The organism is Rhizobacter sp. J219, assembly GCF_024700055.1.
Classification (GTDB): domain Bacteria; phylum Pseudomonadota; class Gammaproteobacteria; order Burkholderiales; family Burkholderiaceae_C; genus Rhizobacter.
The window spans coordinates 4,853,286-4,866,168 of the sequence record NZ_JAJOND010000001.1; the positions used below are offsets into that span (position 1 = coordinate 4,853,286).

The 12,883-nt window shown below is 67.8% G+C and carries 12 protein-coding genes and 1 other RNA gene; 8 read left to right on the plus strand and 5 right to left on the minus strand.

From position 1 onward, the window contains the following. The first annotated feature begins 3 nt into the window (after positions 1–3). Positions 4–738 (plus strand): amino acid ABC transporter ATP-binding protein, encoded by a 735-nt coding sequence (locus LRS03_RS23090; protein WP_257828479.1) that lies wholly within the window; start codon positions 4–6, stop codon positions 736–738. A gap of 103 nt (positions 739–841) precedes the next feature. On the opposite strand, the gene LRS03_RS23095 is transcribed toward LRS03_RS23090, so the two are convergent. After that, the gene (locus tag LRS03_RS23095) at positions 842–1,708 is read right to left on the minus strand and encodes a poly(ethylene terephthalate) hydrolase (protein ID WP_257828480.1); all 867 of its coding nucleotides are present in this window, start codon (positions 1,706–1,708) and stop codon (positions 842–844) included. Positions 1,709–1,993: 285 nt separating this feature from the next. Here LRS03_RS23095 and LRS03_RS23100 point away from each other — a divergent pair, with 285 nt between their 5' ends. Beyond that, positions 1,994–2,758 (plus strand): lipase secretion chaperone, encoded by a 765-nt coding sequence (locus tag LRS03_RS23100; protein WP_257828481.1) that lies wholly within the window; start codon positions 1,994–1,996, stop codon positions 2,756–2,758. Positions 2,759–2,769: 11 nt separating this feature from the next. Here the strand turns inward: LRS03_RS23100 and LRS03_RS23105 are convergent, their stop codons facing one another. Further along, complete coding sequence (locus tag LRS03_RS23105; protein WP_257828482.1) at positions 2,770–3,516, minus strand: helix-turn-helix transcriptional regulator; 747 nt, start codon at positions 3,514–3,516, stop codon at positions 2,770–2,772. Between the two features lie 215 nt (positions 3,517–3,731). On the opposite strand from LRS03_RS23105, the gene pyrC reads away from it, so the two are divergent. Beyond that, on the plus strand, positions 3,732–4,814 hold the full coding sequence (pyrC, locus tag LRS03_RS23110; RefSeq protein WP_257828483.1) for a dihydroorotase: 1,083 nt from the start codon (positions 3,732–3,734) through the stop codon (positions 4,812–4,814). Between the two features lie 109 nt (positions 4,815–4,923). Here the strand turns inward: pyrC and LRS03_RS23115 are convergent, their stop codons facing one another. Continuing rightward, positions 4,924–5,799 (minus strand): poly(ethylene terephthalate) hydrolase, encoded by an 876-nt coding sequence (locus LRS03_RS23115; RefSeq protein ID WP_257828484.1) that lies wholly within the window; start codon positions 5,797–5,799, stop codon positions 4,924–4,926. Positions 5,800–6,047: 248 nt separating this feature from the next. Between LRS03_RS23115 and LRS03_RS23120 the strand changes: the two genes are divergently transcribed. Next, positions 6,048–6,788, plus strand: coding sequence for a lipase secretion chaperone (locus LRS03_RS23120; protein WP_257828485.1), 741 nt, complete (start codon positions 6,048–6,050; stop codon positions 6,786–6,788). 33 nt (positions 6,789–6,821) lie between these two features. Here LRS03_RS23120 and LRS03_RS23125 read toward each other — a convergent pair whose 3' ends face one another. Continuing rightward, on the minus strand, positions 6,822–7,670 hold the full coding sequence (locus LRS03_RS23125; RefSeq protein ID WP_257828486.1) for a helix-turn-helix transcriptional regulator: 849 nt from the start codon (positions 7,668–7,670) through the stop codon (positions 6,822–6,824). Between the two features lie 135 nt (positions 7,671–7,805). Here LRS03_RS23125 and rnpB point away from each other — a divergent pair. The 3 genes from rnpB (at position 7,806) to LRS03_RS23140 (ending at position 10,701) form a co-directional block, all read left to right on the plus strand. Continuing rightward, positions 7,806–8,122, plus strand: an RNA gene (gene rnpB, locus LRS03_RS23130) — RNase P RNA component class A. 174 nt (positions 8,123–8,296) lie between these two features. Next, the gene (locus LRS03_RS23135; RefSeq protein WP_257828487.1) at positions 8,297–8,461 is read left to right on the plus strand and encodes a hypothetical protein; all 165 of its coding nucleotides are present in this window, start codon (positions 8,297–8,299) and stop codon (positions 8,459–8,461) included. 14 nt (positions 8,462–8,475) lie between these two features. After that, positions 8,476–10,701 (plus strand): hypothetical protein, encoded by a 2,226-nt coding sequence (locus LRS03_RS23140; protein WP_257828488.1) that lies wholly within the window; start codon positions 8,476–8,478, stop codon positions 10,699–10,701. A 68-nt stretch (positions 10,702–10,769) separates the two neighbouring features. Here the strand turns inward: LRS03_RS23140 and LRS03_RS23145 are convergent, their stop codons facing one another. After that, on the minus strand, positions 10,770–11,141 hold the full coding sequence (locus LRS03_RS23145) for a hypothetical protein (protein WP_257828489.1): 372 nt from the start codon (positions 11,139–11,141) through the stop codon (positions 10,770–10,772). 469 nt (positions 11,142–11,610) lie between these two features. Between LRS03_RS23145 and LRS03_RS23150 the strand changes: the two genes are divergently transcribed. Further along, positions 11,611–12,816: a multidrug effflux MFS transporter gene (locus tag LRS03_RS23150; protein ID WP_257828490.1), complete on the plus strand. Its 1,206-nt coding sequence runs from the start codon at positions 11,611–11,613 to the stop codon at positions 12,814–12,816. The last annotated feature ends 67 nt before the right edge of the window (positions 12,817–12,883 follow it).

Here is a 12,883-nt window from a genome sequence, read left to right on the forward strand (position 1 = left end):
ACCATGATCGACATCAAGAACGTCTCCAAGTGGTACGGCTCCTTCCAGGTGCTGACCGACTGCACCACCAGCATCCAGAAGGGCGAGGTCGTCGTGGTCTGCGGGCCGTCAGGCTCGGGCAAGTCGACGCTCATCAAGACCGTCAATGCGCTGGAGCCCTTCCAGAAGGGCGACATCGTGGTCGATGGCATCTCCATCTCCGACCCCAAGACCAACCTGCCCAAGCTGCGCTCCCGTGTGGGCATGGTGTTCCAGCACTTCGAGCTCTTCCCGCACCTGAGCGTGACCGAGAACCTCACGCTCGCGCAGATCAAGGTGCTCGGTCGCGGTGCCGACGAAGCCAAGACGCGCGGCCTGAAGATGCTCGACCGCGTGGGCCTGATGGCGCACAAGGACAAATTCCCCGGTCAACTCTCCGGTGGCCAGCAGCAGCGCGTGGCCATCGCGCGGGCGCTCAGCATGGACCCGATCGTGATGCTCTTCGACGAGCCCACCTCGGCGCTCGACCCCGAGATGGTCGGCGAGGTGCTCGACGTGATGGTCAAGCTGGCGCACGAAGGCATGACCATGATGGTCGTGACGCACGAGATGGGCTTTGCCAAGAAGGTGAGCCACCGCGTCATCTTCATGGACGCCGGCAAGATCGTCGAGGACTGCCCGAAAGACGACTTCTTCGGCAAGCCCGACGCGCGCTCGCCGCGGGCCAAGGACTTCCTCTCGAAGATCCTGCAGCACTGAGCTGCCACGTCTCGCCGATACTTCTGGCCGATGAAAAAAGGGCGCCACGCAAGTGGCGCCCTTTTGCGTTGCGGCCGCAGAGGCTGCAGCGAGCCTCAGCCCATCACGAGCAACGGGCGGTGCGGAAGTCCGACACGGCCAGCGTGTTCGGGTTGCTGCAGGCGTACGACGTGAAGCGGGTGTCGTTGTCGATGTAGCGCTTCATCCAGGCCACACCCTTGGAGCCCAAGAGGCCCTTGTCGTTGTTCGACGAGTTGGCGCAGTAGTGGCTGCCGCCGCGGATCTCGAGGAACATCTTGGGCGGGCGGCTCAGGCTGTCGTAGAAGTCATCGGCGTGCGACGCGACCGGGGCGATGATGTCGCTCTGGCACGCAATGATGAAGGTCGGGGTCACGACCGACGAGAAGCTCGACGTGCTGTTCCACGGCGCAAACGGGATCGACGCTTTCAGCGACGGGCGGTTCTCGGTCGAGATCAGCGAGCCGCCGCCGCCCATCGACCAGCCCATCACGCCCATGCGCGAGGTGTCGACCTTGTTGTAGATCGGGCTGCTGGAGGTGCGGCTGAGCGCGGCCACCTGGTCGAGCGCGGCGAGCTGCTGGCGCGAGCGCGACGACGGCTGGTCGAGCGTGGAGTTGGTGTCGATGGTGATCACGACAAAGCCCCACGAGGCCAGGCGGGGGCCCCACCAGTTGATGTCGGACTGGTAGGCGGTGTAGCCCGGCACCACGGCGATCGCACCCACGGTGCCGCCGGCGTTGGTCGGGTAGTACACGGTGCCGGCGCGGTAGCCGCTCGGACGGCTGACGGTGAACTGGCTGATGGCCAGCGGGCCCCGGCTGGCTTCCAGCGACGAAGCGGTCGGAGCTGGGCCACGTTGGTAGGGGTTGGATTGGGCGGACGCGGCGGTGGCGGCCACGAGGGCGGTGGCCGCAAGGGCCGCTTTCATCAGGCGGGAAGTACCAAACATCTATGTCTCCAGTTTTATGTAGCAGTCCGCCGCGTGTCCGGCGGGTGGTTCGCCGCACCGAAGCGCGACATTGCTATTTTTTGACGTGCGTCTACTTTTTGCATTGACGATTTCCATCAACGCGCCGCATCAAGACAAAACTTTCTGTTTGTGATAGCTCTCCGGAGAGTCGTTTCACCTATGAGAAATGACCGTTTCCGGGTGGGAATACCCCAATCCCCTCGACAGCCCCCAAAGGCTGTTGAGGGCTATGCTCCCACTGTTGTTTTGAATGCTTGTCCATAAATGGCTGATTTCGTGAAGCGCTTCTGGCCTGCCGGCGTCGCGGCCGTGTTGCTGATGGCGGCGGTGGCCTATCGGGCGATCGAGCCCGCCCCGCAGTCGGCTGCGCCGCACGCCGGGGCTGCGCCGGGCGCCGGCACCGGAGCCGCCGCGCCGGGCAACGCGGGCGGGCCGGGCACGGCGGGAGGGCCGGCGCCGCGCGATGTGGCCACGCTCACCAACGAGATGGGCCTGGAACTCGACGCGTCGCGCCTCTTTGAGTTGGGCTTCGCGGGAGGGCTCGTCATCGACCAGAACACCCGCTCGACGGTCGAGGCCTTGGTCAACGGGATGTCGGACCCGCCCACCGAGCAGGAGCTGGCCAAGCTGGAGCGCACCCTGCGCGAGGGGCTGCCCCTCGAAGATGCCGAGAAGGCGCTCAAGCTCGTGCGCGACTACCGCGGCTACGTGCATGACGTGCGCCAGGACATGGCGCCCAAGGGGATCCCCGGTTCGCTGGCCGAAGCGCAGCGCTTCTTTGACGAGATGGATGCGGTGCGCCGCCGCCATTTCGACGACAAGACCGCCGAGGCGCTCTTCGGCCCGCACGACCGCTATGCACGCATCACGATGGAGGCCTCCTTCATCGCGCAGGACGCGACGCTTGCCCCTGACGTGAAGAAGGCGCGGCTCGACGCGCTGCGTGCGCAACTGCCGGCCGATCAGCGCTCGTTGATCCCCGACCCGCAAGCCACCGAGGGCACCGCGGCGTCGGCTGTCGGCTCCTGATCCCTGCGGCCTCAGGATTTGGGCGACCAGGGCTCGTCGGCCGCGTCGCCGCGGACGAACACACGCACCTGCGACGGATCGCGCGTCGACGAGGGCGAGCGGCCGTACCAGCGGTGGTAGGTGCGCGAGAACTGCGGCGAATCGGAGAAGCCCACGTCGAGCGCCACGTCGGTGAGCGAGCGGGGCGTGAACATCACGTCGTGCATTCGGCGCAGCCTGAGCCAGCCCTGGTAGTCGCGCGCCGACATGCCGACCGCCGACGAGAACAGGCGCGAGACCGCCTGCGGCGGCCGCCCGAGCTGGCGGGCCAGTTCCTCGATGCTGAGGTCGGGGTTCTCGTCGAGCAGTTGAATCAGCATGCGCGCGGCTGGGTCCTGCGGCGGTGCTGGCGGCAACTGGGTGCAGGTGAGGTCGATCAACCGATCGAAGAGGGCGCTGGCCTCGTCGAGCGTGAGTTCGCCTGCGACGAGGCGCTGCATGTCGGCATCGCACGCCGAGTAGGGCTCGCGCTGCAGCGTCTGCACGCCGGTGTGTTGCAGGGCGCTGAAGACGTGGAAGCTGCGGTGCGACGGCATCACGTTCACGCTGAGAAGCGCCACGCCGGCGGCGTCGAGGCTGCGCGGCACGAGCGGCGGCACCAGGAGCGCCGGCCCGGCGAAGCTCGTGCCGTCTCTGAGTGCGACCGTCACCGCACGGCTGTCGGCGCTGACGAGGATGGCGGCCGAGTGGCGTGACGTCACGCCGCTTGAGGATTTCATGGCCGGCGTAGATGAAGCCGTCATAGCCGATCACGTACGACGTCTCCTGCGGTTGCGCGACGGCGTGAGGATCGGGCGCGGGTTGGGGTGCGGGCACGGTGGGCATGGCGAGGCCTCGGCTCGTGTTCATGATGGCGCGACGGCCGGTTGCCGGTAAGTCTGGAAAGTGCGGGGAGTGGCGCTGCTGCGCTGCGTCAACACGGGCCGTGAGGGCGGTGGCGTGGGCGACAATTCCGCATGACTTCTGCAGCACCCCCCTCTCGATCACCCTCACCCGACCCGACGACTGGCATCTGCACGTGCGCGATGGCGCTGCGCTCAACGCCGTGGTGCCCGACACCGCGCGCCAGTTCGGCCGCGCGATCATCATGCCCAACCTCAAGCCGCCGGTGACCACCGCGGCGCAGGCCGTGGCCTACCGCGAGCGCATCCTCGCGGCCGTGCCCGCGTCGTTGAAGGAGCAGGGCATCGGCTTCGAGCCGCTGATGACGCTGTACCTCACCGACAACCTGCCGCCCGACGAGATCCGCCGCGCGAAAGAGGCCGGCGTGGTGGCCTTGAAGCTCTACCCCGCCGGCGCCACCACCAACAGCGATGCCGGCGTGACCGACATCCGCAAGACCTACGCCACGCTCGAAGCGATGCAGCGCGAAGGCCTGAAGCTGCTGGTGCATGGCGAAGTGACCAGCCCCGACATCGACCTCTTCGACCGCGAGAAGGCCTTCATCGACACGCAGCTCATCCCGCTGCGCCGCGACTTCCCGGAACTCAAGATCGTGTTCGAGCACATCACCACGCGTGAAGCGGCGCAGTACGTGCCCGAAGCCGGCCCGTTCACCGCAGCGACCATCACCGCGCACCACCTGCTCTACAACCGCAACGCGATCTTCCTGGGGGGCGTGCGTCCACACTACTACTGTCTCCCGGTGTTGAAGCGCGAGGAGCACCGCCGCGCGCTGGTGGCCGCGGCCACCTCGGGCAGCGACCGGTTCTTCCTCGGCACCGACAGCGCGCCGCACCCGGCGCACCTGAAGGAGCATGCGACCGGCTGCGCCGGCTGCTACACCGCGCTCTCGGCGCTCGAGCTGTATGCCGAGGCCTTCGAGGCCGCCGGTGCGCTCGACAAGCTGGAAGGCTTTGCCAGCTTCCACGGCCCGGCCTTCTACAGCCTCCCGCGCAACAGCGGCACGGTCACGCTGAAGAAGGAAACCTGGACGCTGCCCGAGGCCTTGCCCTTCGGCGATGCGCAGCTCAAGCCACTGCGCGGCGGGGAGAGCCTCGCCTGGAAGCTCGCCTGACCGTCGTGGGCGGGTGACGCACGCGGCGGCTCCCCACATGGCAAAAAGACCGCGGCTCTTGCGAGCCGCGGCCGCCAAAGGCATCACGCCTGATTGAAGACGGTGTGGATCAGCTGCAGTTCGCGACGCGGAAGTCCGACACGCGAGTGCTGTTCGGGTTTTGGCAGGCGAAGGTGCTGTAGCGCGTGTCGTTGTCCATGTAGCGCTTCATCCAGGCCACGCCCTTCTTGCCGATCAGCGCCTGGTTGCTGTTGCCGCTGTTGGCGCAGGAGTGCGAGCCGTTGTTGATCTCCAGGTACTGGCGCGGGTTGGAGCGCATGCTGTTGTACATGGGAGAAGCGTGCGAGTTGACCGGGGCGATGCTGTCGCTCTCGCAGGCGAAGATCAGCGTGGGCACGGTCATCGACGAGAAGCTGCTCGAGGTGTTCCACGGGGCCTGCGGGGCTGCGGCCTTGAGCGAGGGGTTGTCGCGCGCCGAGATCAGCGAGCCGCCGCCGCCCATCGACCAGCCCATCACGCCCATGCGCGAGGTGTCGACCTTGCCGTAGATGGGGCTGCTGCTGGTGCTGTTGAGACTGGCGACCTGCTGCAGCGCGGCCATCTGCTGGCGCGAGCGGCTGCTCGGCTGGTCGAGCGTGGAGTTGGTGTCGATGGTGATCACGACAAAGCCGTGCGAGGCCAAGCGCGGGCCCCACCAGTTGATGCTGGACTGGCGTGCGGTGTAGCCGGGCACGATGGCGATGGCACCCACGGTGCCGCCGGCGTTGGTGGGGTAGTAGACGGTGCCGGCGCCGTAGCCGCTCGGGCGGCTCACGGTGAACGAACGGTAGGCGAAGGGGCCGGTGCTCGCTTCCAGCGACGAGGCGGTCGGGTTCGGGCCGCGGGCGTAGGGATTGGTCTGGGCGCTGGCGGCGGCCGAGAGGGCCATCAGCCCGCCGAGGACGGCGGCTTGAAGCAGGCGCGAGGTGCGTGCGGGGAAGTGCATGTTTGTCTCCTGTGGTTGGTCTGGTCGAGCCGGTAGGGCTGACGCATCTTGGTTGCACACGCGTCCTTTTTCATCCGAACATGCGAGCTACGAGTTCCATCAATCGCAACGGCGACTTTTGTGGTACGCGTGCGTATCGGGCCGTCTTCCCTATGGCCACGTCGTCGGACAGGGAATGCCGGGGCTTTGACCGGAGGCGACGGATGGTTATGCTGGTCGGCCGTTTTGGACTTGCGTGCAGTCAGACCATGCCGACCTTCAAGCCCTTCCCCGTGTTCCTTGTGCTGGCGGTCGCGCTCGTGGTGGCGGCCGTTGGCTACCGGTCGTGGGACGCTGACGAGCCCGACAGCGTGGCGAGCGGCGGTGTGGCGGCGGGTGTGCCGGGCGGTTCGCGAGGAGATCCCTCGGGCCCGCAGCCCGGCGCTGGCGGCCCTGCCCTCAATGCGTCGACGGTGGTCGTGCACGACGCCACTGGCGCCACGCTCGACGCGGCCCGTCTCTTCGAACTCGGCTTTGCCGGCGGCCTGGTGATCGACCGCGACACCCGCGCCGTCATCGAAGCGGTGCTCAACTCCATGCCGGAGCAGCCCACCGAGCAGGACCTGCAGCGCCTCGAACGCACACTGCGCGAGGGTCTTCCGCGCGAAGACGCCGAACGCGCGATCAAGCTCTTCAGTTCCTACCGCGCGTACACCGCCGACGTGCGCCAGCAGATGGAGCCGCTGGGTGTGCCGGGCAACCTGCAGGAGATGAACGCCTTCTTCGACAAGATGGAGTCGATCAAGCGCCGCCACTTCGACGACGCGACCGCGCAGGCGCTGTTCGGCGCGGCCGACATGCATGCGCGTGTCTCGATGGAGGCCATGTTCGTCGAGCAGGACGCTTCGCTCACGCTGGAGCAGAAGAAGCAGCGGCTCGACGAGCTGCGCGCCCAGCTGCCGCCGGAGCAGCAGTCGCTCATCCCTCAGCCGGGGCAGCCGGCGTCCTGAGGTTCGGCCGTGGCCGCCATGGGCCGCCGGGCGTCACCCGGCGCTGCCGTGCTGGTTGTTGCCGCCGTGGATGAACACCCGCACGTGCTTGGGATCGCGGGCGTTGGACGGCGTCTGCCCGTACCAGCGCTGGAAGGTGCGGGTGAACTGCGGTGAGTCGGCAAAGCCCGCCAGGTAGGCCACCTGCGTGATCGAGCGGCGGGTGTAGAGCACGTCGTAGACGCGGCGCTGCTTGAGCCAGTTCTGGTAGTCGCGCATCGACATGCCCACCGCCGACGAGAACAGGCGCGACATCACCTGTTGCGAGTAGCCGAGCTTGCGTGCCAGCACGTCGAGGTTCAGCTCGGGGTCGGCGTCGAGCATGCGGATCAGCGGCAGCGCGCGGGGGTCGGGGGCCGGGGCAGGCGGCAGCACCCGCAGCGCTTCGGTGACGGCGCGCGAGAAGCTGAGTTCGGCCTCGACGATCGAGGCGCGCCCGCGCAGCAGCGCCTCGAGTTCGTCGTTGAGCGGGTTGAAGAGATGGCGGTCGAGTTCGCGCACGCCGCCGGGCTGCATGGCGCGGAACACGTGGTACGACGCATGCTGGGGCATGACGTTGAGACTGACCACCGGCACCCCTTGGGCGTGGAGGGCGCGTTCGACGCGCGGCGGCACCAGCATTGCGGACGCCGACAGCACGCGGCCATCCGGCAGCGGCGTCTGGAACGGGCGGCCGTCCACGCTCAGCAGCAGCACCGCCGGGTGGCGCAGCGTCATGCCGCTCAAAAGGCTGCCGCTCGTGTAGATGAAGCCGTGGTGGCCCAGCACGTACGAGTTGTCGAGCAGATCGTCGCTGGAGCCGGCGTGGGGGCAGGGAATGCGCAATGGTTCTGGGGCGGACATGGTCGGGCCTTTCGCGGTGCGGCGCTCCTCCCAGTACGCCGGCCAGGGACCATAGTTCGCTGCGGCAAGGCCTTACTTGTACTGAGTTGCTGCATTCCGCGGTGAATTCCCGGGGGGCGGGATAATGCGCGCCGTGAAGCGGGCCAGACCGCCGCTGGTGCAATCTCGGAAACGAGGCACTGGAGGAAGGTCCGGACTGCACAGGGCGGCGTAGCAGCTAACGGCTGTCCACCGTGAGGTGAGGATCAGAGCAACAGAGACGAGCCGATTCAGTTCGGGTGAAACGGGCAATCTCTACGCGCAGCAACACCAAATAGGCCAGCGTTGATGTGGCTCCGCGGAGCTGGCGGGTAGGTGGCATCGAGCCATGCAGCGATGCATGGCCCAGAGGAATGGCGGTCAGGCCTGGGCAACCAGGTTCACAGAATCCGGCCTATCGGCTCGCTTCACACTTTTCTAGTCTCTTTCTTGTCGTTTGATTGACTCGCGGTGCACGCGGGTGCACGCGGGTGCACGTCCGCTCGGGCGTGTGATGCGTCACGGCTGTGGACGGCCGCCCGCTCAAGCGCCGTGCCCAAACCTCCGAAGAACCGATGTCGCTTCGTTCCTTCTTCGGAGGTTTGACCATGTCGCATCGTTTTTCGGCTCTTGCTGCCACCCTCGTGTTGACGCTCGGCCTCGCGGCCTGTTCCGGTGGCAGCGGGGGCGCGTCGGCCCCGGCCAGCCCGGCGCCCGTCACCCAATCGACCATCACCCTGCCGTCGTCGGTGCAGGTGGTGAGCGCGAACTGAGCGAAGGACCGGCCATGAGCTTCACCTCCCGCTTCACTGCCGCGCTGGCCCTTGCCGGCGCGCTCGTCGCGTCTGCCGTCGCGGCACCGCCCACCACGGGCGCCTACGTCGACGACCCCCAGAACACCTGGGTGCAAGACCGCGTGGGCGATCGCATCGGCACCGTCAACATGATCATGTGCATCATGAGCAGCCTGCGCCCCGATGCGCTGGTCAACCAGGGCGCGTATGTCGCGCTCGTCGACCAGGGCAAGTGCGAAGGCCGCGGCGACAGCAGCAAATCGAGCAGCACCAATGCTGGTGCGTCGAACGCGACCAACTACATGTCGGCCACCGTGGTGTCCGAGCAGGCCACCAACACCGACCCGCTCACGGTGAAGATCTGGCTGCACGAGGAAGAAGACCGCGGCAGCGGGCCCGAGAAGACGACGATCTACGTCTACATCGTGGCGACCGAGGGCAAGTCCGACAGCAACCCCAACGGCCTCTTCAGCATGTACTTCTGCGGCACGCCGGACGGCGTGAACACCTGCATGTTCCGCGGCACGTTGAAGTCCGACGGCACGGGCCTCAGCTTCTACCAGGCCGAGTCGGGCGGCGGTGGCGGCTCCTCGGAGACCAACCTCAAGCTGCAATCGAACCCCAACACCGACAGCGGCATGGGCCGCGTGCAGGGCACCGAAGGCGGCAACCCCTACGCCTACACCTTCGCCTTCGACGGCAGCTATTTCCACCGCAACGACGGCAACGGCAGCGACGAGTGTTTCGCCCGCGACCGCACGCTGGCCGACACCTCGACCTGGAGCTACGGCGTCTACAACGAAGACGGCTCGCGCCTCGAGGTGAGCAACCCGGGCTTCGCGGTGAAGTACGTCTCGGGTGCCAACACCTACTACGGCTTCTGGAGCTTCTGGGGCCTGTGGCTGCCCGACTCGGCGCTCGCCACCGTCGGCAGCTCGGGCACGCTCACGCGTCAGGTCAACAACGTGGACGTGCCGCTCACCGTGGTGCGCCGCGGCGGCAAGCTGTGGAAGCTGACCCGGCACCAGTCCACGCTCGGGGCCTTCAAGAACGTCTCGATGATGTACTGGTCGCAGGCTGCCATCGGCAGCGGCCCGACCCACACCAACTACGAGCTGCAGTGGGACGGCAGCGTGCTCAACGCGATCGGCTACCAGCAGTGCTCGCCGGGCAATCCGTGCACGAACACGCCCTTCGGCACCCCCGTGCCGCTCGACGCGGCCACGCTGGTGGCGGGCAACATCCGTGCGCTGCCGATCTTCTTCCCCTCGGGCGGCGGCAACGGCGCAGTGCTCGTGCCGGCCAGCGGCAACTTCTCCGGCGGCGACGTGGTGACCTACCGCACCCGCGAGGTCGTCGAGCCGGGCGCGCCCGACGTGGCGCTCAACTGCATCGGCATGTGCCCGAAGACCGGCACCAACCTCGTGAGCGGCGGCAACCTCGCGGCCTCGCCGTACCAGGACGCGAACTCCTGGGGCCCGAGCGCCACGCGCTACGCCTACACCTGGCAGGCCGGCATGCTGTCGGACGGTGGCGGCAACGCCGATGCGTCCGGTGCCAGCAAGGACAGCATGGGCATGAACCCCTGGGGCCTCACCAGCGGCTCGATGGTGACCGACAGCGACCTGCCCACCATCCGCTGCGACATGAATGGCCAGGCCAACAGTGCCGGTGCCTACTACTGCCCGCACCTCATCGACCAGGCCTCGGTGATCTACCAGTGGGAGACCGGCCCCAACCAGTGGAACCGCTACTTCGGCGCCCAGGGCGTGACCATCGACCCGCCGAAGGCGCTCGGCTTCACCGCCACCGCGAGCCCGGCCAACATCAGTGCGCCCGACGTGAGCAAGTTCGACGGCAACGCGGTGCAGCTGCAGTACAACGGCTTCGGCCAGCTGCAGGGCATCCCGGGCAGCTGCGTGAACCCGGACACCAACCAGCCGGTGAGCTGCGGCCCCAACACCCGCTGGGTGCCGGCCTTCGACATCCGCGACGGTTCCACCGTGTCGGATGGCTCGACCAACTTCTACGTGAAGTACCTGCAGCGCGAGCTGCGCCTGGGCCGCACCTCGTGCGCGAGCGCACCGTCGCTCGCCGCGGCGTCGTCGCTCACACTGCCCGATTCGTCGGCCTACGACGTGGACCCGATGACGACCATCGGCGCCGAGCCGACGCCGGCCAGCTCCAAGCCCAAGGTGATCGACGGCATCGTGCAGTGACCTGAACCAGGGCCTGCACAAAGAGAGGCGGCTTCGGCTGCCTCTTCTCGTTTCAGCGGTTCAGCGTTTCAGGGCGTAGGGGCCGGGGTGGCGCACCCCGTGTCCTGCACCTGCTGGCCCGACAGCCGCAGGCACAGCCGCTGCGTCGCCTCCGACACCAGGCCTGCGGCCAGCGTGCCCTGCAGGTGACCCCAGGCGAGGGCCTGTTGTTGCCCGTCTTCGCAGTCGATCTGGCCGATGCGGCGCTCGATGTCGACGACGAGGTCGCAGGCGATCTGCCCCTGCGCCGCGCGCAGCTGATCGGCGAGCGAGGCGAAGCGTGTGGCGAGGGCCGCGCGCAGCGCCATCAGCGCCTGTTCGCGCTGTTGTTCCGGTGGCACCGGCGCGGCAGCGCTTGCGCGGCGCGAGGTCCATCGCCCCTGGCCCAGCGGTGCATGCACGATGGGTGCGAAGAGGCTCGCGAAACGGGCGCCGGGGGGCTCGGCCGGGGGGCGCTGCCGCCACGGTGGCGGGTGCCGGCGCGGGCTTGGGCGATGCGGCCGGCCGCTCCACGCGCGCACGTTGCTTGCGCGGTGCCGGCGCCGTGCTGCTGCGCTCGGGGCTGGCGGCTGCGGCCTTGGCAGGTGGCGCGGCATCGCGCCGCAGCGTCACCTGCAGCACGCCCTTCTGGCGTCCGACCGAGGGCGCCGGCCGAGTGTCGTGCCAGGCTTTGAACACGACGCCCGCCACCACGGCATGCGCCACGAGCGACAGCACCAGCGCGCTCGGCAAGACGGCGCGCTGGAGTCGGTGTGCGGGCGGGCGGTGGGGCATTTGAGCATTCACGGCAGCCCGATTGCAGCAGCCCGCGCAGCCGCTTAGTCCCTGGAAAAGCAGGGCAAACACCCGTCGCTACACTCGCTCGCTTCCATGAACCCCGACGCCCAAACCCTCTGGCGCGCGCCGCGCTGGGCCCTTGCGTTCTTGCTGGCCTGCCTGGGGATGCTCGGGCCCTTCTCGATCGACACCTACCTGCCGGCCTTCACCGGCATCGCGCGGTCGGTCGGCGCCACACCGGTCGAGATGCAGCAGACGCTGTCGGCGTATCTCTTCGGCTTCGCGGTGATGAACCTCTTCCACGGCGCGCTGTCCGACAGCTTCGGGCGCCGCCCGGTGGTGCTGTGGGGCGTCGCCGTTTTCACCATCGCCTCAGCCGGCTGTGCGCTCGCCGACCACATCGGCACGCTCGTCTTCTGGCGTGCGGTGCAGGGCATGTCGGCCGGCGCGGGCATCGTGGTGTCGAGGGCGGTGATCCGCGACATGTTTCCCCCGGCCGATGCGCAGCGCGTGATGTCGCAGGTGACGATCTACTTCGGCATCGCACCGGCGATCGCGCCGATGGTCGGCGGCTTTCTCTTCGTGCACATCGACTGGCACGCGATCTTCTGGTTTCTCACGGCGATCGGCGTGGCGCTGTGGATCGCCAACTACCAGTTGCTGCCCGAGACGCTGCATGCCGAGCAGAAGCAGGCGTTCAACGTGCGCAACCTGATGCGCGGCTACTGGGCGCTGGGCGCCAACCCGCGCTTCTTCGCGCTGGCACTGGCGAGCGGCATCCCGTTCAACGGCATGTTCCTCTACGTGCTGTCGGCGCCGGTGTTCCTCGGGGAGCACCTGGCCCTGCGGCCCGAGCAGTTCTTCTGGTTCTTCCTGCTCACCATCGCCGGCATCATGGGCGGTGCTTTCGTCTCGGGTCGTCTGGCCGGTCGCATGAAGCCGCAGCACCAGATCCGCCACGGCTTCGTGATCATGCTGGCGGTGTCGCTGCTCAACCTGGCGCTCAACCTGGCCTTCACACCGCACGTCGCCTGGGCCTTGTTTCCGATCGCGGTGTTTGCCTTCGGCTGGGCGCTGATGGTGCCGGTGGTCACGCTGATGGTGCTCGACCTCGTGCCCGAGCGGCGTGGCATGGCCTCCTCGTTCCAGGCCTGCGTGGGCAGCGTGGCCAACGGCTTTGTGGCCGGGGTGATCGCCCCGCTCGTGATGCATTCCACGATTGGCCTGGCGGTGGCGTCGCTCCTGATGATGAGCGTGGGCATCGTGGCCTGGGTCTGGGTCAAGCCGCGTGTGACATGAGCGGCACCGGCGGGCGCTCAAGAGGCGGGATCGCCGGCCGATATCTGGAACAGATGCCCTGTGTCAG

Excerpts from the sequence above, each read along its gene's own strand:
- LRS03_RS23090 (WP_257828479.1), top strand. The coding sequence starts at position 4 with ATGATCGACATCAAGAACGTCTCCAAGTGGTACGGCTCCTTCCAGGTG.
- LRS03_RS23095 (WP_257828480.1), bottom strand. The coding sequence starts at position 1,708 with ATGTTTGGTACTTCCCGCCTGATGAAAGCGGCCCTTGCGGCCACCGCC.
- LRS03_RS23100 (WP_257828481.1), top strand. The coding sequence starts at position 1,994 with ATGGCTGATTTCGTGAAGCGCTTCTGGCCTGCCGGCGTCGCGGCCGTG.
- LRS03_RS23105 (WP_257828482.1), bottom strand. The coding sequence starts at position 3,516 with ATGAAATCCTCAAGCGGCGTGACGTCACGCCACTCGGCCGCCATCCTC.
- LRS03_RS23115 (WP_257828484.1), bottom strand. The coding sequence starts at position 5,799 with ATGCACTTCCCCGCACGCACCTCGCGCCTGCTTCAAGCCGCCGTCCTC.
- LRS03_RS23120 (WP_257828485.1), top strand. The coding sequence starts at position 6,048 with ATGCCGACCTTCAAGCCCTTCCCCGTGTTCCTTGTGCTGGCGGTCGCG.
- LRS03_RS23125 (WP_257828486.1), bottom strand. The coding sequence starts at position 7,670 with ATGTCCGCCCCAGAACCATTGCGCATTCCCTGCCCCCACGCCGGCTCC.
- LRS03_RS23135 (WP_257828487.1), top strand. The coding sequence starts at position 8,297 with ATGTCGCATCGTTTTTCGGCTCTTGCTGCCACCCTCGTGTTGACGCTC.
- LRS03_RS23140 (WP_257828488.1), top strand. The coding sequence starts at position 8,476 with ATGAGCTTCACCTCCCGCTTCACTGCCGCGCTGGCCCTTGCCGGCGCG.
- LRS03_RS23150 (WP_257828490.1), top strand. The coding sequence starts at position 11,611 with ATGAACCCCGACGCCCAAACCCTCTGGCGCGCGCCGCGCTGGGCCCTT.